The sequence below is a fragment of the Streptomyces sp. NPDC005141 genome (assembly GCF_053599975.1).
The window spans coordinates 63,430-86,375 of record NZ_JBSFYW010000022.1; the positions used below are offsets into that span (position 1 = coordinate 63,430).

Annotated in this window: 21 protein-coding genes, 2 tRNA genes and 1 pseudogene; 5 read left to right on the forward strand and 19 right to left on the reverse strand. The window is 70.6% G+C overall.

Annotation, left to right across the window (positions count from 1 at the left end; all coding sequences use genetic code 11):
• Window positions 1-246 precede the first annotated feature (246 nt).
• Complete coding sequence (gene rpsT, locus ACWD68_RS19350) at window positions 247-513, forward strand: 30S ribosomal protein S20 (protein WP_261702665.1); 267 nt, start codon at window positions 247-249, stop codon at window positions 511-513.
• Window positions 514-971: 458 nt separating this feature from the next.
• Here the strand turns inward: rpsT and holA are convergent, their stop codons facing one another.
• From holA to leuS, 8 genes are all read right to left on the reverse strand, one after another.
• Window positions 972-1,958 carry a DNA polymerase III subunit delta gene (gene holA, locus ACWD68_RS19355; protein WP_451807634.1) on the reverse strand — a complete coding sequence of 329 codons (987 nt, stop codon included), beginning with the start codon at window positions 1,956-1,958 and terminating at the stop codon, window positions 972-974.
• Window positions 1,959-2,164: 206 nt separating this feature from the next.
• Window positions 2,165-2,410, reverse strand: a complete 246-nt coding sequence (locus ACWD68_RS19360; RefSeq protein ID WP_451807635.1) for a hypothetical protein — start codon at window positions 2,408-2,410, stop codon at window positions 2,165-2,167.
• Between the two features lie 99 nt (window positions 2,411-2,509).
• Complete coding sequence (locus tag ACWD68_RS19365) at window positions 2,510-3,340, reverse strand: arylamine N-acetyltransferase family protein (protein ID WP_451807636.1); 831 nt, start codon at window positions 3,338-3,340, stop codon at window positions 2,510-2,512.
• A 4-nt stretch (window positions 3,341-3,344) separates the two neighbouring features.
• On the reverse strand, window positions 3,345-5,852 hold the full coding sequence (locus tag ACWD68_RS19370) for a ComEC/Rec2 family competence protein (RefSeq protein WP_451807637.1): 2,508 nt from the start codon (window positions 5,850-5,852) through the stop codon (window positions 3,345-3,347).
• Window positions 5,853-6,040: 188 nt separating this feature from the next.
• A complete protein-coding gene (locus ACWD68_RS19375; protein ID WP_451807638.1) occupies window positions 6,041-7,192 on the reverse strand; it encodes a helix-hairpin-helix domain-containing protein in 1,152 nt (383 codons plus the stop codon).
• 125 nt (window positions 7,193-7,317) lie between these two features.
• The gene (locus tag ACWD68_RS19380; RefSeq protein WP_451807639.1) at window positions 7,318-8,163 is read right to left on the reverse strand and encodes a DegV family protein; all 846 of its coding nucleotides are present in this window, start codon (window positions 8,161-8,163) and stop codon (window positions 7,318-7,320) included.
• Between the two features lie 72 nt (window positions 8,164-8,235).
• Entirely contained in the window at window positions 8,236-8,967 is a 732-nt protein-coding gene (locus tag ACWD68_RS19385) for a hypothetical protein (RefSeq protein WP_451807640.1), read from the reverse strand.
• A gap of 202 nt (window positions 8,968-9,169) precedes the next feature.
• A complete protein-coding gene (leuS, locus tag ACWD68_RS19390; RefSeq protein ID WP_451807641.1) occupies window positions 9,170-12,058 on the reverse strand; it encodes a leucine--tRNA ligase in 2,889 nt (962 codons plus the stop codon).
• Window positions 12,059-12,481: 423 nt separating this feature from the next.
• Here leuS and ACWD68_RS19395 point away from each other — a divergent pair, with 423 nt between their 5' ends.
• Both ACWD68_RS19395 and ACWD68_RS19400 read left to right on the forward strand, forming a co-directional pair.
• Window positions 12,482-13,762 (forward strand): cytochrome b/b6 domain-containing protein, encoded by a 1,281-nt coding sequence (locus ACWD68_RS19395; protein WP_451807642.1) that lies wholly within the window; start codon window positions 12,482-12,484, stop codon window positions 13,760-13,762.
• Window positions 13,763-15,382 (forward strand): NADH-ubiquinone oxidoreductase-F iron-sulfur binding region domain-containing protein, encoded by a 1,620-nt coding sequence (locus tag ACWD68_RS19400; RefSeq protein ID WP_451807643.1) that lies wholly within the window; start codon window positions 13,763-13,765, stop codon window positions 15,380-15,382.
• A gap of 114 nt (window positions 15,383-15,496) precedes the next feature.
• Here ACWD68_RS19400 and ACWD68_RS19405 read toward each other — a convergent pair.
• The 4 genes and pseudogenes from ACWD68_RS19405 to ACWD68_RS19420 form a co-directional block, all read right to left on the reverse strand.
• A tRNA-Ala gene (locus tag ACWD68_RS19405) sits at window positions 15,497-15,569 on the reverse strand.
• 446 nt (window positions 15,570-16,015) lie between these two features.
• On the reverse strand, window positions 16,016-16,249 hold the full coding sequence (locus ACWD68_RS19410; protein WP_010986886.1) for a hypothetical protein: 234 nt from the start codon (window positions 16,247-16,249) through the stop codon (window positions 16,016-16,018).
• 3 nt (window positions 16,250-16,252) lie between these two features.
• Window positions 16,253-16,426 (reverse strand): hypothetical protein, encoded by a 174-nt coding sequence (locus tag ACWD68_RS19415; RefSeq protein ID WP_451807644.1) that lies wholly within the window; start codon window positions 16,424-16,426, stop codon window positions 16,253-16,255.
• A gap of 69 nt (window positions 16,427-16,495) precedes the next feature.
• Window positions 16,496-16,693: pseudogene (locus ACWD68_RS19420) on the reverse strand (MFS transporter); the annotation flags it as partial.
• A 217-nt stretch (window positions 16,694-16,910) separates the two neighbouring features.
• Here ACWD68_RS19420 and ACWD68_RS19425 point away from each other — a divergent pair.
• On the forward strand, window positions 16,911-17,156 hold the full coding sequence (locus ACWD68_RS19425; RefSeq protein WP_451807683.1) for a hypothetical protein: 246 nt from the start codon (window positions 16,911-16,913) through the stop codon (window positions 17,154-17,156).
• On the opposite strand, the gene ACWD68_RS19430 is transcribed toward ACWD68_RS19425, so the two are convergent.
• The 7 genes from ACWD68_RS19430 to ACWD68_RS19460 all read right to left on the reverse strand — a co-directional run bounded on the left by ACWD68_RS19430 (window position 17,138) and on the right by ACWD68_RS19460 (window position 21,655).
• A tRNA-Ala gene (locus ACWD68_RS19430) sits at window positions 17,138-17,210 on the reverse strand. The two genes, ACWD68_RS19425 and ACWD68_RS19430, sit on opposite strands and share 19 nt — an antisense overlap.
• 116 nt (window positions 17,211-17,326) lie before the next feature.
• Window positions 17,327-18,013, reverse strand: coding sequence for a histidine phosphatase family protein (locus ACWD68_RS19435; protein ID WP_451807645.1), 687 nt, complete (start codon window positions 18,011-18,013; stop codon window positions 17,327-17,329).
• Entirely contained in the window at window positions 18,010-18,453 is a 444-nt protein-coding gene (gene rsfS / locus ACWD68_RS19440) for a ribosome silencing factor (RefSeq protein WP_451807646.1), read from the reverse strand. Before rsfS ends, ACWD68_RS19435 begins: the two co-directional genes overlap by 4 nt.
• 112 nt (window positions 18,454-18,565) lie before the next feature.
• Entirely contained in the window at window positions 18,566-20,335 is a 1,770-nt protein-coding gene (locus tag ACWD68_RS19445) for an LCP family protein (RefSeq protein ID WP_451807647.1), read from the reverse strand.
• Between the two features lie 19 nt (window positions 20,336-20,354).
• Window positions 20,355-21,083 carry a nicotinate-nucleotide adenylyltransferase gene (nadD, locus tag ACWD68_RS19450; RefSeq protein WP_451807648.1) on the reverse strand — a complete coding sequence of 243 codons (729 nt, stop codon included), beginning with the start codon at window positions 21,081-21,083 and terminating at the stop codon, window positions 20,355-20,357.
• A 69-nt stretch (window positions 21,084-21,152) separates the two neighbouring features.
• Entirely contained in the window at window positions 21,153-21,314 is a 162-nt protein-coding gene (locus tag ACWD68_RS19455; protein ID WP_266758661.1) for a hypothetical protein, read from the reverse strand.
• A gap of 149 nt (window positions 21,315-21,463) precedes the next feature.
• Window positions 21,464-21,655, reverse strand: a complete 192-nt coding sequence (locus ACWD68_RS19460) for a hypothetical protein (protein WP_451807684.1) — start codon at window positions 21,653-21,655, stop codon at window positions 21,464-21,466.
• Between the two features lie 70 nt (window positions 21,656-21,725).
• Between ACWD68_RS19460 and ACWD68_RS19465 the strand changes: the two genes are divergently transcribed.
• A complete protein-coding gene (locus ACWD68_RS19465; protein WP_451807649.1) occupies window positions 21,726-22,850 on the forward strand; it encodes a M48 family metallopeptidase in 1,125 nt (374 codons plus the stop codon).
• Window positions 22,851-22,946 lie beyond the last annotated feature (96 nt).

Genomic DNA, 22,946 nt, shown 5'->3' on the forward strand with positions numbered 1-22,946 from the left:
CCATGGTCCCACGCGCGGGGACCTGCGACCGGTTCGGGCCGCGTGAGCGGGGGCGGTGAGCGGGGCATCCGCAACCGGCTCGGGGCCCGCGGACAAGGGGCGGACGGCCGGTTTGGGCCGCTCGGACCGTGGCTGGTAGCCTGGGTAGCTGTGTCTCGTGCCCTCTCAGCAGGAGACGCACCCAAGAAAATCAAACGGCGAGTGAGACGTGCTGTCTCGCGCGCCTGAACCTGTAAAGGCTCATTCGTGGCGAACATCAAGTCCCAGATCAAGCGGATCAAGACCAACGAGAAGGCCCGGCTGCGCAACAAGGCCGTCAAGTCCTCTCTGAAGACCGCGATCCGCAAGGCCCGCGAGGCGTCTGCCGCGGGTGACGTCGAGAAGGCCACCGAGTACACGCGCGCCGCGTCGCGCGCTCTCGACAAGGCCGTCTCGAAGGGCGTCATCCACAAGAACCAGGCCGCCAACAAGAAGTCGGCGCTTGCTTCGAAGGTCGCCGCCCTCAAGGGCTGAGTCGGCTGAGTCCTCGCGGACTCAACCCCTGACTTGACCGTCGGCTGGACCCGAGCGGGCCCTCTCTCCCCGCTCCCACCCGACACCCCGGATTCACGCACGATCTGCGTTCGCCACGCGGGCGTGAATCCACCAGCTCGAACCGAAGGCCCCGCCGCCTCCCTTCCCCGGGAGAACGAGCGGGGCCTTCGGTATGCGGTGCCCCTGTCGCCCGGCGACGGCACAGGTCAGAAATTCGAACCGGAACAGACCACCGGAACAGACCGACTGACGCCGACCCGGACGGTCCGACTGACGCGGACCCGGATGGACCAGCTGGCCGATCAGGACGGACCGGCTGACGCCGACCAGAACGGACCGACTGACTGCCGACCCGGGCGGCTCGGCTGACGCGGACCCGGACGGAACCGCTGACGCCGACCGGAACGGACCGGCCGACGCCGATCAGGACGGACCGGCTATCGCCGGCCGGAGCGAGCCGCCCGCGCGATGGCGACGACCGCCTTCTCCAGGGCGTACTCGGGATCGTCCCCGCCGCCCTTGACCCCGGCATCCGCCTCCGCGACGGCCGTGAGGGCCGCGGCGACCCCGTCGGGTGTCCATCCCCGCATCTGCTGCCGCACCCGATCGATCTTCCACGGCGGCATCCCCAGCTCACGGGCCAGGTCGGCGGGCCTGCCACCCCGCGCGGAGGACAGCTTTCCGATCGCCCGCACCCCTTGCGCGAGCGCACTGGTGATCAGGACGGGAGCCACGCCGGTCGACAGCGACCATCGCAACGCCTCCAAGGCCTCCGCGGCCCGCCCCTCCACGGCCCGATCGGCCACGGTGAAGCTGGATGCCTCGGCCCGCCCGGTGTAGTACCGCCCGACGACGGCCTCGTCGATCGTCCCCTCGACATCCGCGGTCAACTGCGACACGGCGGACGCCAGCTCGCGCAGATCACTTCCGATGGAGTCCACCAGCGCCTGGCAGGCCTCCGGCGTGGCCGACCGGCCCAGCGCCCGGAACTCGCTCCGCACGAACGCCAGCCGATCCGCCGGCTTCGTCATCTTGGGACACGCCACCTCCCGCGCCCCCACCTTGCGCGCGGCGTCGAGCAGCCCCTTGCCCTTGGCCCCGCCCGCGTGCAGGAGCACGAGGGTGATCTCCTCGGCGGGCGACCCCAGATACGTCTTGACGTCCTTGATCGTGTCGGCCGACAGATCCTGCGCGTTGCGTACGACCACGACCTTGCGCTCGGAGAAGAGCGAGGGACTCGTCAGCTCGGCGAGCGTGCCGGGCTGCAACTGGTCCGGAGTGAGGTCCCGTACGTCCGTGTCGGCGTCGGCGGCCCTGGCGGCGGCCACCACCTCCCGCACGGCACGGTCGAGCAGGAGATCCTCCTGGCCCACTGCCAGCGTGACAGGGGCGAGAGGGTCGTCTTGAGCGGTCTTCTTGGCCATCACCGAAAGCATCCCACGCGCCACCGACAACGCATGCCGCAAGCCACTCCCGCGGGAGCGGCCGACCTCCCCGACCCCGCCCCGTGTCGCTGTCCACCGCGGGGCTCGGGTCCCTGTCCAGCCCGGGGTTCGGGACACCGATCCGGCTCGGGCTCGGGCTCGGGATAGCGGTCCAGCTCGGGATACCGATCCAGCCCGGGCTCGGGTCACGGCTCCTCGTGCCAGCCGTCCCACTCCGCCGCGAACTCGTCCAGCTCCTTCGGGTCCAGCCGCGACTCGGGGTCCGTCAGCACCACCAGCCACTGCGCGTCCTCGGCATCGTCCTCGCCCGCCAGCGCGTCCCGGACGAGCTGCGGCTCCTCGAAGAGTCCGAACCGGTCACCGACGGCCTCCGCCGCCTCTTCCGCGGCATCGCGGTCGGGCAGCACCAGCACATGTCTCACATCGCTCACGTGACCATTTTCCGATACGCCCGACGCGGCCGACGCCGGGGTGGGGATCGGGGTCGGCCCTCGCGCGGCAGCCCGGCCCCAGCCCCCTGTCACCTCGAGCTACTGAGCGCCCCTGACCTCCGGCACCCGGTCCAGTTCGATCCCGAAGCGCTCTCGATAGGTGGCCAGCACCTCCTCGTCGGCGGCCAGTTCCGACACCTCCTTGGTCCCGTCGGCCTTCGTCAGCGTGAACTTGCGTCCGCTGAGCGTGATCCGCTCCCCGTCCTCCGTGACCCGCGAGCAGACCAGTGACCGGGTGAAGTGCGACAGCGGCGAAGTGCCGTGCCACCAGGCTCCTACGACGAAGTCCCCGAGCGCGCGCGGCCGTACCTCCAGGCGGTACTGGCGCTTGTCGCCCATGAGGACGTCGAGGTCCTCGCGTTCCCGCGACCCGTCGGCACCCCGCACCCCGGCCGCGTCCGGCCCCGACTCCACGACCCGGAACATCCCGCCGGGGTCCCGCTGTTCCCCTCGCTCCCCGAAGGCCAACGGGTAGTGGCTGTGCGCCCCGAACCCGACGTCGGTCAGCCAGTCACCGCCGTCCACCGTCCGCACCCGCAGGGCGAGATGGTCGTAGGGAATCCCCAGCTTCCCCTCGTCCCCGTACACCCGGGCCGCGAGATACGTCACATCGAAGCCCAACGCCCCCAGCAACGCCCCGAACGCACCGTTCAGTTCGTAGCAGAAGCCTCCTCTGCGAGCGTCCACCACCTTGTCCAGCAGCCTCTTCTCCTCCAGCACGATCTTCTCGCCGAGGTGGATCGACAGATTCTCGAACGGCACGGTCTGCAGATGGCGCAGTTGGAGCTCGCGGAGCACATCGGACGTGGGCCATGCCGGGTGCTGGGCCCCGATTCGGCGAAGGTAGGCGTCGGCCTGTGCGGAATTCATGCCTTCAGTGTCCCGCCACGCTCAGCCCTTCGCCCTCACCGGTGACCGCGAGCGCCCCGTCCTGGTCGGTGCGCAGGACCACGGCGCCCCCGGCCCGCAGAGCCGCGACCGTGCTCGGGGCAGGGTGTCCGTACGGGTTGTCGCCGCCGACCGAGATGAGCGCGAGCCGCGGAGCCACCCTGCGTATGAGTTCCGGATCCTGATAGGCCGACCCGTGATGGGCGACCTTGAGCACGTCCACGCCACCCAGCTCCGTGGCCGCCGGCGATCTCGACAAGGCCTGCTGCGCGGGCGGTTCCAGGTCACCGAGCAACAGCAGCCTCAGCCCCGCGGACCGTACGAGCAGGGTGACACTGGCGTCGTTCGGACCGTCCGGGGCCGGAGCCGGATCCGGCGGCGGCCACAGCACCCGCCAGTCGAGGCTTCCCGTACGCCGCCGCTCCCCCGCCACGGCCCGAGTCACGGGAATGTGCCGTGCGGCCGCCTCCCTTCGTACGAACTCGGCCTGGTCCAGCGGCTCTTCGAACCCGGTCACCTCGATCGCGCCCACCGAACGCCCGTGGAGCACACCCGGCAGCCCCGCGACATGGTCGGCGTGGAAGTGCGTCAGAACCACGAGCGGGATTCTGGTGACGCCGAGCGTGCTCAGGCAGCGGTCGACCAGCACCGGGTCGGGCCCCGCGTCCACCACCACCGCGCTGCCGTCACCCGCCGCGAGCACCGTGGCGTCGCCCTGCCCCACATCACACATCACGAACCTCCAGCCGGGTGGCGGCCACCCCGTGATCACCCTGGTGAGCGGCGGCGGCTGCACCACGACCAGCAGGAACAGCACCGCACAGGCACCGCTCAGCAGCGGATGTCTCAGCAGCCGTCGACCGACGACCACGACGACCACCGTGACGAGGGCCAGGAGCAGGGCGCCCGTCCAACTGCCCGGCCAGTCCACTCCCCCGCCGGGCAGGGCCGCCCCCGTGCGCGCGATGTCCGCGATCCAACGGGCGGGCCAACTCGCGCACCACGCCAGGACTTCGGCCACGGGCATCGCCACGGAGGCCGTGGCCAGTGTTCCGAAACCCAGCACCGTGGCCGGCGCCACCGCGAACTCCGCGAGCAGATTGCACGGCACCGCCACCAGGCTCACCCGGGCCGAGAGAAGGGCCACCACCGGCGCGCACAGGGCCTGCGCCGCGGCGGCCGCGGCGAGCGCCTCGGCAAGACGCGGAGGCACGCGACGCCGCTGAAACGCCGTGCTCCAGCGCGGGGCGAGCGTGAGCAGGGCTCCGGTCGCGAGGACGGACAGCAGGAATCCGTAACTGCGGGCCAGCCAGGGGTCATACAGCACGAGGAGGAGAACCGCGGTGGCCAGCGCCGGGATCAGCGATCTGCGGCGCCCGGTCGCGATGGCGAGCAGCGCGATCGATCCGCAGGCCGCTGCCCTCAGCACGCTCGGGTCCGGTCGGCACACGATCACGAAGGCGAGAGTGAGCGCCCCGCCGAGCAGTGCGGTCGCCCGGAGGGGCACACCGAGCCGGGGTGCGAGGCCCCTGCGCTCGGCTCGCTGGGCGAGACCCGGTGGCCCGATGAACAGCGCCAGCAGAATCGTGAAGTTGCCGCCGCTGACAGCGAGGAGGTGGGTGAGATCGGTGGCCTTGAAGGCGTCGTCCAGCTCCGGCGTGACGCGTGAGGTGTCGCCCACCACCAGCCCCGGCAGCAACGCCCGAGCGTCCGTGTCCAGACCGTCCGTCGCCTTCCGTAGCCCCTCGCGCAGTCGGCCGGCGAACCGCTGCGGCCCGGACGGTTCCCCCACCACCTCCGGCGGGGCGCTCCCCCGCACTCGCAACACCGCCGCGATGTCGTCCCCGTCCGACAGCGCGGGCACGACCCGCGCCGCCACCCGCAGCCGGGTGGACGGCAGCAGCGACAACCAGGGCGAGCGCCCGCCTGCCTCCCGGGGCGAACCCCGTCGCGAGCGCGCGTCGACGATCACCAGCACCGGCGTCCGCGTCGCCAGCACCGTGCCGTCCGCCCGGGTGATCCGCGTGACTTCCGCGTCGAACAGCAGCGCCGTCGCAGCGACGCGGTCCCCGATGACCCGGCGCCGGGTGAGCCGTGGATCGGAGGTGACCTCCACCTCCGCGGTCACGTGGGCGAACCGCGTCGCGAGTGCGGGAACAGGTCCACGTCGCAGGTCCGCTCCGTGCAACCCCGCGGAGGCCGCGGCCGCTCCGGCACAGAGCAGCACGGCGGCGACGGACACCCACGGCCACGAACCCGACCGCGCGACCGCTCGTCCCTGCCCCGGGCGCGCGCCTGCGCGCCCTGCCGCCAGCAGGACACCACCGCCGACCAGGGACACCACGACCACACCCGTGGCCCAGCCCGGCGACACCCCGACCGTCACGGCCGCCGTAACCCAGGCCGCGACGGCGGGCACCACGAGCCGGAGGTCGGTCGGCCCCTCCGCCCTGGGGTGCGAGGCCCCCAGCCGCCTTCCTGAGGTGGCGTGCACGGACCTCCGCCCGGCGGCACCGGGGAGGCCTGGCGGGTATATCGGGACGCTTTCCCGCTCGCCCGGCTCGTCCGACACCCCCAACTCGCTCGGCATGCCTGACACACCCGGCTCGCTCGGCATGCCTGACGCATCCGGCATACCCGGTTCATCCGGCCCGGGCCGCTCGGCCCTCCTCCCCGAACCGGTCATGGCTGCACCAGGGTCCGGAGATCGGCGAAACGACGGTCTCCGATTCCCTTGACCTCACGGAGTTCGTCGACCGAGCGGTAACCGCCGTGCGTCGTGCGGTAGTCGATGATGTGCCGGGCCAGGACGGGACCGACGCCGGGCAGGCTGTCGAGCTGGTCGACGGTGGCCGTGTTGAGGGTGATCGGCACGGAGGGTGCCGCACCTGCCGCGGATCCTCCGGCGCCGACCGGCCCCGGACCGCCCGCTCCCGCCCCCGCCGGGGACGCGGGCGCGCCGACCACGATCTGTTCGCCGTCCACGAGGAGACGCGCGCGGTTGAGACCGTCGGTGTCCGTGCCGGGCCGTACCCCGCCGGCGGCGCGCAAGGCGTCCTCGACGCGGGAACCGGCCGACAACCGCTGGAGTCCGGGAGCGCGTACCTTTCCGCCGACATCCACGACGATCGCGCTCCCGGCGGCGCCGGCGGGGCTCGAAGCTCCGGTCGAGGACCCGGATGCCGCACCTGGCTGCTCCCGCGCCCCGCCCTTCCCGCCGTACGGTGCCGCCGCGCGCACCACTTCAGGGGCTCGGACCGGCTGTGTCCTGCCGGCCCAGAAGTGCTGCACGGCGAAGACGGCGGCCACGATCAGCAGCACGGTCAGTGCGCCCACGCTCCTGCGCTCAAGACCGCACCGCGACTGCAACCACAGCGGGAGCCGCTCCCGCACGGCGAGCCCGGCCCGATCCCGCCACGCGCCCGCCTCCAGGGCCGGCGCACTCGCGGTCGCCGACCCGTCGGTCCGCGAGCGGTCGGCCCACAGGGGTCCGCCCCCATCCGGACCGGAGTCACGGCCGTCGGCCCCACCCGGACGGTTCCCAGGTCGCCGGACATCGGTCAGAACGCCCGTACAGACACCCGTGTTCGCCCTCGGGCCGGCCCCGACATCGCGGTCCGCCCCAGGCGGCGCGTTCCCCGACTCCCGCCGCCCCTGCGCGCGTTCGGTGAAGAGCGCCTCGGCGCGCAGGCGGAGGGCCGCGGCCGATACCTCGTGGCGAAGGACCCGGCCTCGCGGGTGGCGACGGCGATGGCGGCTGCGGCTGTCGGAGGCGGGGCCTCGACCCGGGCCGCTGGTCGGTGTGGCAGTGCGTGTGCTTGATCGAAGTGCCATGCGACGAGGATCCGACATCTCGCCACATCGCGATGATCTTGCTCAATTCCGGTGGAAAGCTGCCCAGTTGTGGATATCTCCGCCACCCGGACGGGTGACGCACACAAGCCGCAGAGGGGCCGGCCTCAGCGTGGCGACACAACCGCCCCGAGCAACCCGGGCCCCGTGTGGGCTCCGATCACGGCGCCCACCTCGCTCACGTGCAATTCGGCCAGCCCCGGCACCCGCGCCCGCAGACGGTCCGCGAGGGCCGCCGCACGATCGGGAGCCGCCAGATGGTGAACGGCGATGTCGACCTGCGCGCTGCCCGCACGGTCGGCGACGATCTCCTCCAGGCGGGCGATCGCCTTGGACGCCGTGCGGACCTTTTCGAGAAGTTCGATGCGGCCGTCGTCCAGCTGGAGCAGCGGCTTCACCGCGAGCGCCGAACCCAGCAGAGCCTGCGCGGCCCCGATCCTGCCTCCACGGCGGAGGTAGTCGAGGGTGTCGACGTAGAAGTACGCGGACGTGCCCGCGGCCCGCTTCTCCGCGGCCGTGACCGCGTCGTCGATGGTTCCCCCCGCCTCCGCGGACTCGGCCGCGGCCAGCGCACAGAACCCGAGGGCCATCGCGACCATCCCGGTGTCCACCACACGCACCGGTACCGGGGCCTCACGCGCCGCGAGCACCGCCGCGTCGTAGGTGCCCGAGAACTCGGAGGACAGATGCAGCGAGACGATGCCGGTGGCGCCGGACTCGGCGACCCTGCGATAGGTCGCGGCGAACATCTCGGGGCTGGGGCGGGACGTCGTGACGGGACGCCGCTTCTGCAGTGCCTGGGCCAGGGAGCGGGCCGAGATCTCGGTGCCCTCTTCGAGCGCCTGGTCACCGAGGACCACGGTCAGGGGGACCGCTGTGATGCCGTGGCGCTCCATCGTCCGCGGCGGCAGGTAGGCCGTTGAATCGGTGACGATCGCGACATGGCGGGACATGAGCTGGAGGTTACCTGGCGGGACGGGCGGGCGGCAGCCCGGCCCCTTCGACCTGCGGTCGGGACGGCCTGATCATGTCGTGCTCTCGGGGCGGGGCTTCTTCTGCCAAGGGTAGACGGGCCGTTGACCCGGCGGCGTGATGGCGGAACGCGTCGGCTGCTCCGGCGTAGTGGAGTCCGGGGTCTGCGGCCAGGTCTGTCCGCCGGAGGTGCTCGCGTCCGCCGCGGGAGCGTCGGGCCAGGACGCGGCGGGCCCCGGCTCCTTGGTCCAGTGACGCAGCGCGCCGGCCTCCACGTCGATCTGGGCGCTCAGCGTGTCCAGGTCGTCGTCAGCGAAGCGGTGGGCCCGGTCACGCGCGGCCCAGCGAAGCGAGTCGGCCGACTGCGTGATCCGCTGGGTGCGCTCGCGCAGACCGGGCAGCCGTGTGGCGAGCGTTCCGCGGTCGGGCTCGGTCTCCAGGCGCTTCAGCTCGGCGTCCAGCTCGTGCCCGTGTGCGCTGAGCCGCTCGAAGAGGCTCAGCGACTCCTTGAGGGACTCGTCCTCCGCCACGCTCGCCTGCAGCGCGTCCTGGGTCGACCGCATCGAGGTGCGCAGCGACAGCCGGAGCTGGGCGAGCTCGCCCTGGGGCCCGGGCTGGGCGAAGGTCTTCGCGCGCAGGGTGGTGTCCTCGACCCTGCGGCGGGCCTGCGAGATCGTGCGGTCCACGCCGCGCTTGGCGGCGCCGATCACCTTCACCGTCGCATACGCGCCGAGCACCACGAACAGCAGGAAGAGCAGGGCGATCACTGTGATCACGGTACCCATCACACTCCTCCTCGGACCGGTCGCGGCAGCTGTCGCCGCGCTCTCAACGGTAAACGCTGCGGGCAGGTTCGGAGTTCCGGAAGAACCCCGAACCTGCCCGTAGGGGACTACCCCGAGCCGGCCACGCCCGGACCGGGCACGGGCATCGGCCGGAGGCCGGACGCCCGCTGCCCGGCACGCCGTGGCGGCCATACCGTGGCAGCTACGCCGTAACGATGTTCACCAGCTTCGGCGCGCGCACGATCACCTTGCGGATTCCCGCGCCGCCCAGCGCCGCGACGACCTTCTCGTCGGCCAGCGCCACCTTCTCCAGTTCCTCGTCGGAGATCGACGGGGAGACCTCCAGGCGCGCCTTGACCTTGCCCTTGATCTGCACGACGCAGGTCACGGCCTCGTCGACGGCGTACGCGGGGTCGGCGACGGGGAAGTCCTGGTGGACGACCGATTCGGTGTGGCCCAGCTTGCGCCACAGTTCCTCGGCGATGTGCGGGGCCAGCGGCGCGACCATCAGCACCAGGGCCTCGGCGACCGGGCGCGCGACCGGGCCGCCCGCCTTGGTCAGGTGGTTGTTCAGCTCGGTGACCTTGGCGATGGCGGTGTTGAACCGCATGCCCTCCAGGTCCTGGCGTACCCCGTCGATGGCCTTGTGCAGGGCACGCAGCGTGTCCTCGTCCGGCTCGGTGCCGACGACCGTGACCTCGCCGGTCGCCTCGTCGACGACGTTGCGCCACAGCCGCTGCAGCAGCCGGTACTGGCCCACCACCGCGCGCGTGTCCCACGGACGGGACACGTCCAGGGGACCCATCGCCATCTCGTACAGGCGCAGGGTGTCCGCGCCGTACTCGGCGCAGATCTCGTCCGGGGTGACGGCGTTCTTCAGGGACTTGCCCATCTTGCCCAGCAGCCGGGAGACCTTCTCGCCCTGGTGGTAGTACGCGCCGTCGCGCTCCTCCACCTCGGCCGCCGCCACGGCGATGCCGCGGCTGTCGCGGTACACGTAGGCCTGGATCATGCCCTGGTTGAACAGCTTGTGGAACGGCTCGGCCGAGGAGATGTGGCCCAGGTCGAACAGGACCTTCGACCAGAAGCGGGCGTACAGCAGGTGCAGCACGGCGTGCTCGGCACCGCCGACGTACAGGTCGACGCCACCGTGCGGCTGGCCCTCGCGCGGGCCCATCCAGTACTGCTCGATGGCCGGGTCGACCAGCTTCTCGTCGTTGTGCGGGTCCAGGTAGCGCAGCTCGTACCAGCAGGAACCGGCCCAGTTGGGCATGGTGTTGGTCTCGCGGCGGTACTTCTGCGGACCACGGCCGTCACCCAGGTCCAGGGTGACGGCGACCCAGTCCTCGTTGCGCGACAGCGGGGTCTCCGGGGACGTGTGCGCGTCGTCCGGGTCGAAGGTGCGCGGCGAGTAGTCCTCGACCTCCGGCAGCTCCAGGGGCAGCATCGACTCGGGCAGCGGGTGGGCGACGCCGTCCTCGTCGTAGACGATCGGGAAGGGCTCGCCCCAGTAGCGCTGGCGGCTGAACAGCCAGTCGCGCAGCCGGAAGTTGACGGTGCCCGCGCCGATGCCCCGGCGCTCCAGCCACTCCGTGATGCGCGCCTTGGCGTCGACCACACCCAGGCCGTCCAGGGAGACGTCGTCGCCGGCGGAGTTGACGATCTTCGCGTCGTACGAGGCGAAGGCGTCGTCCCAGGTGGAGGCGTCGGTGCCGCGGTCGTCCGAGGGCTCGACCACACAGCGCATGGGCAGTTCGAAGGCGCGCGCGAACGCGAAGTCGCGGCCGTCGTGCGCCGGAACGGCCATGATCGCGCCGGTGCCGTAGCCCATCAGTACGTAGTCGGCGATGAAGACCGGGACCTTCTCGCCGTTGACCGGGTTGGTCGCGAACGTCCCGGTGAAGACGCCGGTCTTGTCCTTGGCCTCGGCCTGCCGCTCGACGTCGGACTTCGAGGCGGCCTGCGCGCGGTAGGCGGCGACGGCCTCGGTGGGCGTCGCGTGACCCCCGGTCCACACCTCGTGGGTGCCCTCGGGCCAGGCGGCCGGGGTGAACTTCTCGACCAGCGGGTGTTCCGGCGCCAGCACCATGTAAGTGGCGCCGAACAGGGTGTCCTGGCGGGTGGTGAAGACCGTGATCGCTTCGCCGTCGATCGGGAAGTCGACGCGGGCGCCCTCGGAGCGGCCGATCCAGTTGCGCTGCTGCAGCTTGATGGCCTCGGGCCAGTCCAGGGCGTCCAGGTCGTCCAGCAGGCGGTCCGCGTAGGCGGTGATGCGCATGTTCCACTGGCGCAGCTTGGCCTTGAAGACGGGGAAGTTGCCGCGCTCGGAACGCCCGTCGGCGGTGACCTCCTCGTTGGCCAGGACGGTGCCCAGGCCGGGACACCAGTTGACCGGTGCGTCGGAGGCGTACGCCAGGCGGTAGCCGCTCAGGACGTCGGCGCGCTCGGTGGCGCTCAGCTCGTTCCACGCGCGCGTGGTGCCGCCGACGGCGGGAACGGCACGCTCACCGCTCTCGAACTGGGCGACCAGCGCGGAGACGGGGCGGGCCTTGGCGGCCTCGTCGTCGTACCAGGAGTTGAAGATCTGCAGGAAGATCCACTGGGTCCACTTGTAGTACTCCGGGTCGATCGTGGCGAACGACCGGCGCTTGTCGTGGCCCAGACCCAGCGCGCGCAGCTGGACCTTCATGTTCTCCATGTTGGCCTCGGTGGACACGCGCGGGTGCGTGCCGGTCTGCACGGCGTACTGCTCGGCGGGCAGGCCGAAGGCGTCGAAGCCCAGAGTGTGCAGGACGTTGTGGCCGGTCATCCGCTGGAACCGGGCGAATACATCGGTGGCGATGTAGCCCAGGGGGTGACCCACGTGCAGACCCGCGCCCGAGGGATACGGGAACATGTCCATGATGAACTTCTTGGGCCGGGCGGCCAGCTCGGGGTCCCCGGCCAGGTCGCCGCTAGGGTTCGGAGCCTCGTACGTGCCCTCGGCGTCCCAGAAGTCCTGCCAGCGTGCCTCGATGTCAGCGGCCAGGGCGGCCGTGTAGCGGTGCGGCGCGGCCACCTCGGCGGTGGCAGCGGTGTTCGTCTCGCTCATGATCCTCAAAGCTCCATCGATCGTCTCTGCCAGCGGCTGTGACACTCAAGAAATGAAAAAGCCCCTCGCACAGGAGGGGACGCCGCGCCGATGCCGACCACGATGCGTCAGTGGTCGGGACTGATCAGCGCGGCTCGCTAAGCAGGAGGCGTACGGCACGCATGGCGTCAGGGTACCCCAGCGCCTGTGCGAACGGCGACGAGCTTTCGGGCCGTTCGGCACCCCGTGCCACCCTCCGTGACCATCGAGAGAGTTGAACAAAGTTCAAATTTTACTTCGCGTAACGGACGCTTAGGGACAACACAAAGACCTGATTGCCCTTTGGTAACAACGCAATAACTCAAACCTCGAACCCGTCGGTATTTCTCGACCTAGAGTGCGGCTTCGGGACCGCTTCCCCGAACCGTTGGGAGTACCCCCTCCATGAACCCTCGTCGTAACAACAGCTCGCTTCCCCGGGCGGGCCGTTCGGCCTACGGGGCGGCCAGCGCTGCCGTCCTGCTCCTCATACCCGTGGTGGTGCTGGTAGGCGGCAACGAACTCCGCGACTTCCTGAACTTCGGCGCCGGCGTGCTGTCGCTGGTCGCCCTGTCGTGCTCCGTGATCTGGGGGCTGGTCGCGACCGACCGCGTCTTCCTGAACACCCGCCAGCGGCTGGTGGCGCAGGCGGTGCACCGGACGACCGCCGTGTCCTCGGTCGCCTTCCTGCTGCTGCACATCACGGTCAAGATCGCGCTCGACCACACGACCCTGCTCGCCGCCCTGGTCCCCTTCGGCCTCGGCATCACCGGCACGGCCGGGCTCATCGGCTTCGGCTCGCTGGCCGGACTGCTCATGATCTTCACGGCGATCACCGGCGCGCTGCGCAGCGCCTTCGCCTCGCCGGCACCGATCGCGGCCCGCTGGCGCGCGGTGCACATGCTGGCCTACCCGGCCTGGTGCGCCGCACTGATCCACGGCCTCTACGCGGGTCGCGCGGCGAAGCCGATCTTCACGATCCTCTACAGCCTGTGCCTGGTCGCGGTCATGGCGGCCCTCGCCCTGCGATCGGCGCCCGCCCCCTTCAAGCGCAAGGTCGCGGCGCGGGTCCTGGCGATCATCGGCGACAACAACAGCCCCGGCGCCCGCGGGTTCCGCGAGGACCTGGAAGCGTCCCGTGCCGCCGTGGGCGAGTCGCGCTCCGCCCAGTCCGCGGGCGACAACTTCGTGCCTTCCCAGCGCACGCCGTCCCCCTCCCCTCAGTACGGCGGCGCGCCCGACCCCGCGGCGACGGGCACCAGCACGAACGGCTTCGCCGCGGCCTACCGAGCCATGTCCGGCCCCGGCGACGGTTCCGCGCCCGCCTCGACGCAGCAGTTCCAGATGCCCATGAACATGCAGCCCACCGAGACGTTTCCCCGCGTCGACAACGGCAGCACGTCCGGCAGTTGGCCCGTCCCCACACCGCCCCCCGTCGGCGAGGCACCGCAATCGGCGTACGACCCGCTGAACGACACCGGATATACCGTCCCGGTCTACAACAATCCGCCCGCCAACGCCTACGGCACGAGTGATGTGTACGACACCGGTGAGACGAACGCGTCCTACCGCACGTACAACACCAACGACACGTACGACAGCGGTCCCACGACTGACGTACTGCCGGGCGCCTACGACGCTCCTGGCTCCGGTGAATCATGGAACGCCCCTTCCGGAGGCTTTTAAGTGAACGAGGCCCTGCCCGACGTCCCGGAAGTCCGCGTAGTCGGACTTCCGCAGCTCACGTCGGGTTTTGACCTGGTTGAACGCCTTGATCTCCCCATGCACCTCAAGGTGCACGGACCGCTCGAACCCATGGGCGGAGAACAGCTCGCGAACCTCGCCGAAGCCATCTCCCTGAAGGGCCGCGGCGGCGCGGGCTTCCCCTTCGCCAAAAAGCTGCGCTCGGTCGCCGAATCGGCCATCAAGAAGGGCATCCGCCCGGTGGTGGTCGTCAACGGAAGCGAGGACGAACCGGCCTGCCGCAAGGACACGGTGCTCATCAACCGTGCCCCGCACCTCATCCTCGACGGCGCCCTGCTGGCCGCGGAGGCCATGGGCGCGCGCACCCTCGTGATCGGTGTGACCCGCGAGTCCACGCAGCGCTCGATGGAGGCCGCGCTGGCCGAGCGCGGGCTGAGCAACCGGCGCGGATCGCCTCTCCGCGCGCGCGTGCAGCGCAATCCGGTACGGATGGTCACCGGAGCGGCCGCCTCGCTGATCCGTTCGATCGACGGCGGCCCGGCCATCCCACCGGGCCGCAAGGTCAGCGCGTCCCAGACCGGCGTCGGGGGCGCGCCCACCCTGCTGTCGAACGCCGAGACGTTCGCGCAGCTGGCCATCGCCGCCCGCATCGGCCCGGACCGCTACCGCAACACAGGCCTGTACGACGAGCCCGGCACCGTCATGCTCACCGTCTCGGGCGCCGTCGGGCGCCCCATGGTGATCGAGGTCCCCACAGGTGTACCGCTGCGGTACGTCCTCCAGCTGGCCGGCGCCCCGCCGATGCCGCAGGGCGTGCTGACCGGCGGCTATCACGGCAAGTGGCTGGACGCGGCGACGGTCAACGAGGCGATCGTCTCGCGCGACTCCCTGGCCGCGGTGGGCGGTGCGCTCGGCGCCGGCGCCATCCTCCCGATCACCCAGCAGACATGCCCCCTGGGCGAGTCGCTGCGGGTGGCACAGTGGCTGGCCGAGGAGAGCGCGGGACAGTGCGGTCCCTGCTACCTGGGTCTGCCCGCCGCGGCACGCGGCCTGGAGGACATCCTCAACGGCGGCGGCCCGGCGGCCCTCGAGGCCGTGAAGCAGGTCGCCAAGTCCGTGAAGCGGCGCGGCGCCTGCTCCCACCCGGACGGCTCGGCGATGTTCATCGAGTCGACCCTCAAGGCCTTCACCGACGACCTGGCCGCGCATGTCCTCGGGAACGGCTGCGGAAGGCCCGTGGAGGGCGTTCTGCCGCTCTTCGAGGGCGGCCAGCTGCCCACGGGCATCCTGGGCGGCCAGGGCGAACAGGAGACGGGTCCCAGCCGCCAGAAGATCTACGTCGACTGGACGCTGTGCCGCGGGCACGGCCTGTGCGCCGACATCCTCCCCGAGGTCTTCGAACTGGGCGCCGACGGCTTCCCCACCGTCGCGCAGGCCGCGGTGCCCCGGTACGCCGAGGCGAAGGCCCTGCGTGCGGTGCGCCGCTGCCCGGCGCTCGCCCTGCGCCTCGAGGAGGACACCAGGTCCTCCGCGCCGGCGCGGAACAACCTGCCGGTCCTCTCCCAGGGGCGCGGTCGCCGCGCTCTCGGCAGCGGCCGCTGACCACGAAGAAGCGGGCCACCGGAAACGGTGGCCCGCCTTCGACACGTTCCGCGAGGGCCGCCGGACAACGAAGAAGCGGACCACCCTGATCGGGTGGCCCGCTTTCAACGTCTGTGGAGCTAAGGAGAATTGAACTCCTGACCTCCTGCATGCCATGCAGGCGCTCTACCAACTGAGCTATAGCCCCTTGTGGCAACGCGGCGAGGCCGCGTATTCACCGTGTCGCCCGGTTTCCCCGGCGGCGACGCCAACATTACACGGTCCCCCTGGTGCACCACCAAATCGTTTCCCGTCTGTACCGATTTGGGCGTAGATGTTTCATTTAAGGCATCTTCCATCGGGCGACTTCCGGAGGCGGAGCCGGGGATTCAGGAGGCGCAGTCGGGTCTGCCGGGACGGGATCGGGAGGCCGACACTCCGGGTCGCCACGTGACCCCTGGCGGGCCTTACCGGCCTCGCGGCGGCCCGTTGGCCGCGAGCAGCGTGAACGCCGCTCCTGAGCGGCCGTGAAGCGCGCGGTGACGGCTTCGCCCGTCGCTCCGGTACCCGCCACGGCGCGGACCTCGCCGACGGGCAGGCAGGAACTGCACCGAAACGGCGCCCGGTTGCGTGGCACCCCGGCCGGACTCGGGGTCAAGCAGTGGCGAACGAGTAGAACCGCTTCAAGGTGCAGTGCTCGTCGAGGAGCCGTCCGTAGATCGGCTCGCCCTCCAGCTCGCGGTACGTCTCGATCGGGTCGCCTTTTATGATCAGCGCCCGCGCGCACTCCTCACACCAGTACTGGTAGTCGTGGTTGACCGGCTCCATGTCGCGGACGATCGGCGTACCACTGCCGCACCAATCGCATTTCCGCCTGTGCGCACCCATCAATCAGCTCCAGCTGTGGCCGCAGGCCGTGCACACGTAGGAGATTCCACCGTTGTCGCCGAGGACCTGGGCAACGTGGACCGATCCGCAGGAAGGGCAGTCGAGGAGGGTGGCTTGCTTCCGGTTCAGTGCCACTTCGAGGAGATCGTCGACCTCCTCGAGGATGCTGGCAGGCATCGCTTCTCCCTCCCGTCGGGCCGCGCCCCCTTCCGGCCGTTTGATTCTGCCACGGCCGGAGCAATACGGTCAGCGACGCCTTCGTACCAGTCCGGACACAGCACCCAGCACAGCTGTCGCGGCCAGCGCATACGTGCACGCCAGGAGCGCGTCCTCAGAGGTATACGCCCCGAGGGCCCCAAGTGACTCAAGCCGGTTCAAGAAGAGTGTGCCGAAGACCACGACTCCCGTGAACCGGCCGAGCCGGGCCACGGTCACGAGCAGTCCGCCGGGGATCAGGGCGCGTTGCCAGGAGGACGGGCCGACCGCCGCGCCAAGTCGGACATACCGGCACCCTGGACGAGCCGGAGGCGGTCGAGTCGCCGACCCCGGGCGGGTCCGCAGGCCGCAGGGTGGCCGCGCGCCGGCGATCAGCTGTACGGCGTACGCCACCAACTGCGCCCGCCGCGGCCTCTTCTTCACACCGGAGGCCCTCAACTCGGGCATGGGCAAGGCGCTGTGGACGCTGTTCACGGTGCCTGAGCCGGACTGTCCCCGCGGCTTCCCCGAGTACGAACTCCCGGTGATGGTGGCGGCCATGGCTTCGGCTTCGGCTTCGGCTTCGGCTTCGGCTTCGGCTTCGGCTTCGGCGGCAATGAAAAAATCCCGCTCCCTGACGGGAACGGGATCCTTCATCACTGATCTTCGACAACTCGACAGAGAGTCGATCTGTGGAGCTAAGGAGAATTGAACTCCTGACCTCCTGCATGCCATGCAGGCGCTCTACCAACTGAGCTATAGCCCCTTGTGTTCTTCCCGCCCTGCGGGCCGAACAAGAAGAACTTTAGCCTGCGACCAGCCGGAAAGTGAAATCCGGTCCCGCCGGTCCCGCGGGACCGGACGAGGGCCGTCCGGCACCGCTCAGTCGTCGTCGCCGAGCACCGGCTCCGGCAGTGTGCCGGCGTTGTGCTCCAGGAGCCGCCAGCCGCGGGCGCCTTCACCGAGGACGGACCAGCAGCAGTTGGAAAGGCCTCCGAGGCTCTCCCAGTGCTGGGACTCCAGGCCGAGCAGGCGGCCGATGGTGGTGCGGATCGTGCCGCCGTGGCTGACGACGACGAGGGTGCCGTCGTCGGGGAGCTTCTCCGCGTGCCGCAGCACCACGGGTGCGGCGCGGTCGGCGACCTCGGTCTCCAGCTCGCCCCCACCGCGGCGTACCGGCTCGCCGCGCTTCCACGCGGCGTACTCGTCGCCGTGGCGGGCGATGATCTCCTCGTGCGTCAGCCCCTGCCAGACGCCCGCGTAGGTCTCGCGCAGGCCCTCGTCGTGGGTGATGTCGAGGCCGGTGAGCTCGGCCAGCTCGGCGGCCGTGGCGGCGGCGCGCTTGAGGTCCGAGGCGACGATGGCGTCGGGCTTGAGCGAGGCGAGCAGCCGGGCGGCGCGACGGGCCTGCCCGATGCCCGTCTCGGTCAGCTCGACATCGGTGGAGCCCTGGAAGCGGCGGTCCACGTTCCAGGAGGTCTGGCCGTGCCGCCACAGGATGACGCGGCGGCCCCGGCCCGGCTTCCCGCCGTCCTTCACGCCCGCCTTGTTCCCGGCCCCGGCGCTCACCGCAGCTCCCCCAGTTCGGCGGAGTCCTCCTCGGCCTGGAGCTTGGCGTGCTCGGCGCCCTTGCCGCGGGTCGCCTTGGCCTCTTCGGGCAGGTCCAGCTCCGGGCAGTCCTTCCACAGTCGCTCGAGGGCGTAGAAGACGCGCTCCTCGCTGTGCTGGACGTGCACCACGATGTCGATGTAGTCGAGGAGCACCCAGCGCGCCTCGCGGTCGCCCTCGCGGCGTACCGGCTTGACGCCGAGCTCCTTGCCCAGCCGCTCCTCGATCTCGTCGACGATCGACTTGACCTGGCGGTCGTTGGGCGCGGACGCCAGCAGGAAGGCGTCGGTGATGGAGAGCACGTCGCTGACGTCGTAGGCGATGATGTCGTGCGCGAGCTTGTCGGCGGCCGCCTGTGCGGCGGTCTTGATGAGCTCGATGGAGCGGTCCGTGGCGGTCACTACGCGGCTTTCCGTCGGCGGTCAGTAATGACTCAAGGGTCTCACGGACCGCCGAGGACACCCCACGCGTTTCGACGATCACGCCCCGGGATGCCCCGGGGCGTGATGCCGGTCACCCCTTGGGAGTGCTGCTGACCTCGTAGTCCTGACCGAGGACGACGGACACGTCCGCGTTGGTGGTGACCGTGCCCTTCTTGACCGCGCTGGTGGGCAGACCCAGGGTCTTGGCGACCTCGACGGCGTCGTCCTTCTTGGCCGCGTCGCGGTAGGTGATCTGCGACACGCTCTGCGCGGCGCCGGCGGTGCCGGAGTCCAGATAGGTGTAGCCGCCGTTGACCAGGACGACACGGGCCTGGCTCGCGGCCGCCTTGTCGCCGGTGGCGTTCTTGATGCCCACGCGGACCGCGGCGCCGGCCTCGGGGCTCTTCGCCGTACCGCCCAGGACGTCCTTGATCACGCTGTCGGAGGCGCTCTCGCTCAGGGTGCCGTCCTGCTGCACGGGCAGCAGCGCGGTCTTGTAGTCGCCGCCCTTGGCGAGATCGGCGAGCTGGGCGAGGAAGGCGCCGAGGTCCTGGTCGGTCAGGGACGGGTCGAGGATCTGCGCCAGGGTCTGCACGGTGGTGGTCGCGGCCTGCTTGTCCGAGGACAGTTTGCGCATCACCCCCTGCATGACCTGCCCGAACCGCTCCAGCTGTGCGTTCTGTGCCTCGCCGGAGGCCCGATAGGTGGCGTAGGCGACGGCCATCTTGCCGCTGAGGGTCTGGTCCTCGCCCTTCTTGACGAGCGGGGCCCCGCCCTTCTTCTTGGAGCCGGGGTCCGGCACGTCGGCGTTGGTGGTGATGTCGATGTTGCCGACGAGCTCGACGAGGTTGTTCAGGTAGGGGGTGTCGAGCCGCCAGGTGCCCTGGATGCTGGTACCGAGCACGGTGTCGATCGCGTCCCGCGTCCCGGACGATCCGTCGTCGTCGACGGACTTGGCGAGCGTGGTCGTCGATCCGTCGTCGTCCGTCAGGGCAAGGGAGTTGGGCAGCAGGACGGTGGTGCCCTGCTTGGTGGTGGTGTTGTCGACGAGCAGGGCCGTGGAGGTGCCGCTGCCCTTGGTGTTGTGCAGGTGGACGACGATCACGTCGCGCTTCTGGGCGGTCACGGCCGTCGTGGTCCCCGGCTTGCTGTCCGAGGCCGTGCCGGGGAGCTTGCCCGCGTACCAGAGGTAGCCGGCGCCACCGACCGCGACCAGGGCGACGACCACGACCAGGGAGACGACCCGGCTGCGGGCGCGGCGCTTGGCCTCCTCGCGTCGCTCGGTGCGGTTCTCGGTGAACTTCAGCCAGTCGATGACGTCTTCGGACTCGGCTTCCTGCTCCTCGACGAAGGCGAACTGTTCGGTGCGGTAGTCCCGGTCGGCCCGTGGGGCACCGTCCTCCGCCGGCCCGGCCTGCTGCGGGATGTAGGCGGTCTGCTCGGCGGCCCGGGGCTGCTGCCCGGTACTCGCGGCGCCCGCCGTGCCGGGGTTCTGCTCATAGGGGTCGTACGACGTCGAGGTGCTCCCGCCGGCTCCGGGCGCACCGGTGCCGAACGCGTCGAAGCGGTCGTACGAGGGCGCGGACGGCTGCTGGCCGGTGTCATAGGACGACACCGTTTGGTGCTGACCGGTGTCATACGGCGACACAGGCTGCTGTCGGCCCGTGTCATAGGGCTGGACGGGTTCCTGGCGGCCCGTCGCATAGGGGTCGTAGCCGTAGCCCTGTTGCTGGGCGTCGTAGCCGTCGTACCCCTGCGCAGGCTGCTGCGGCACCTGTCGGTACACAGGCTGCCCGAATTCGTCGTAGCCGACGAGTTCGTACTGGTCGCCGCCCGCGTATCCGTCGTATCGGTCGTTCACCGGTGCCCCTCTCGGCTCACTAGCCGCGGTACAGCTCACGCTTGTCGATGTAGCGCACCACACCGTCCGGAACCAGGTACCAGACGGGGTCGCCCTTGGCGACCCTCGCACGGCAGTCTGTGGACGAGATGGCGAGCGCGGGAACCTCGACGAGCGAGACACCGCCCTCCGGGAGCCCCGGGTCGGTCAGGGTGTGACCGGGCCGGGTGACCCCGATGAAGTGCGCGAGGGAGAACAGTTCTTCGGTGTAGCGCCAGGTGAGGATCTGGCCGAGCGCGTCGGCGCCGGTGATGAAGAAGAGGTCCGCGTCCGGATTGAGCGCGCGCAGGTCGCGCAGCGTGTCCGTCGTGTAGGTCGGGCCGCCGCGGTCGATGTCGATCCGGCTGACCGAGAACTGCGGGTTCTCGGCGGTCGCGATGACCGTCATCAGGTAGCGGTCCTCGGCCGGGGTGACCTTGCGGTCGGTCTTCTGCCACGGCTGCCCGGTCGGCACGAACACCACCTCGTCGAGGTGGAACTGCGCGGCGACCTCACTGGCCGCGACCAGGTGCCCGTGGTGGATCGGGTCGAAGGTGCCGCCCATGACGCCGAGGCGGCGCTTGCCCGGATTCGAGGGGCCGTTGCCGGGGCCGACCGTCAGGCGCTTCGCCGTGCCGCCGGCCGTGTCGCTCGCACGGCCCGTGGCGGCGCCGACGGCGCCGCTCTCCGTGTCACTCGCCGGACCGGTAGGCATGTCCTGCTCTCCCATGCGTGCAGACCCTACCGGCCCGGCCGAGGAGCTCCGGCCGACAGGGGCCCGGAGCGGGCCCGGTGGGGCTCAGCGGTCCCGGTTGAAGCGCGTGGTGATCCACAGCAGCAGAAGCAGGATGAACAGGGCCCCACCGCCGGTCAGGTACGGGCTGAGGCTTTCGTGGTTGCCGCCGTTCTCGCCCTCGGCGGCGACGGTGACCAACTGTGCGGCGGTGCTCTGGAAGCTCATCTCGGCAGGACCTATCCGGTGTGGGCGGCATAAGGACGTCGGCCCATCGTATGCGGGCGCCTCGGCCGCGAACACGCCGACTCCGCCGTTCGGGAAGCCGGTTGCCGCGACCGCCTCGCCGCCCGATGGCCGCTTCTGCCGATGCCGCCTCAGTTGTCGCGCTTGTAGCCGCGCAGCAGGAACCAGGCGCCCAGGACCGCGCCGATGATCATGACAATCAGTACGACGCGGAGCAGATTGCCCGGGCCCTGCTTGTCTGCCGCGTTCGCGGCTTCCGTGAGCCAGGCGGCTGCGGAGATGTGCTCCATGGCGTACGACTCCTTCTCTGTACTGCCCGTCAACGGTATCTCCGCCTAGGCTGGACCCTGCCTTGGGGGCACATAGGGCACTCAAACGCACATGGGGGAACACATGTCCGACGACGACCACGAGCAGAACGGGCACGAGCAGGTGCCGAGCAGGCGGCGCAGGCGCTTCGAGGGGATCTCCTCGCGGACCTACGAACACCCGGCGGACCGCTCGGCCCTGGTGGCCCTGCGCAAGCTCAGCGGCTTCGACACGGTCTTCAAGGCGCTGAGCGGCCTGCTGCCCGAGCGCAGCCTGCGGCTGCTCTTCCTGTCCGACTCGGTGCGCGTCTCGGACGCCCAGTTCGCGCACCTCAACGACATGCTGCGGGACGCCTGTTACATCCTGGACCTGGAGAAGGTCCCGCCGATGTACGTGAACCAGGACCCGCAGCCGAACGCGATGTGCATCGGTCTGGACGATCCGATCATCGTGGTGACGACCGGGCTCGTCGAGCTGCTGGACGAGGAGGAGATGCGGGCGGTCGTCGGCCACGAGGTCGGCCACGCGCTGTCCGGTCACGCCGTCTACCGCACGATCCTGCTGTTCCTCACCAGCCTCGCGGTCCGGGTCGCCTGGATCCCGCTGGGGAACCTCGCGATCATGGCGATCGTGACCGCGCTGCGCGAGTGGTTCCGCAAGTCGGAACTGTCCGCGGACCGCGCCGGACTCCTGGTCGGCCAGGACCTGCGGTCCTCGATGCGCGGCCTGATGAAGATCGCGGGCGGCAACCACCTGCACGAGATGAACGTGGACGCGTTCCTCGCGCAGGCCGAGGAGTACGAGTCGGCGGGCGACCTGCGCGACTCCGTGCTCAAGATCCTCAATGTGCTGCCGCGCACGCACCCCTTCACCGCGGTCCGCGCGGCCGAGCTGAAGAAGTGGTCGGAGTCCCGCGACTACCAGCGGATCATGGACGGCCACTACCCGCGGCGCGACGCGGACAAGGACACCTCGGTGTCGGACTCCTTCCGGCAGTCGGCGGCCAGCTATGCCGACGACATGAAGAACTCCAAGGACCCCCTGATGAAGCTGGTCAGCGACATCGCGGGCGGTGCGGGCGACCTCGGGGGCCGGGTGCGGCGCGGCTTCGGTGGCTTCGGGTCCGGCGCGCCCAAGGACGCCGGTGCCGAGGAGGCGCCGCGTGAGGATGGTTCCGACGGCGAGGACACCGACGGCCGCCGCGGCTGATCACCCGCCGGGTGCCGCCGCCCTGACCTCGCGGCGTCACCCGGCAGTCCGTCCGTCTGTCCGGCAGTCCGCCTGTCCGGCAGTCCGGCAGTCCGG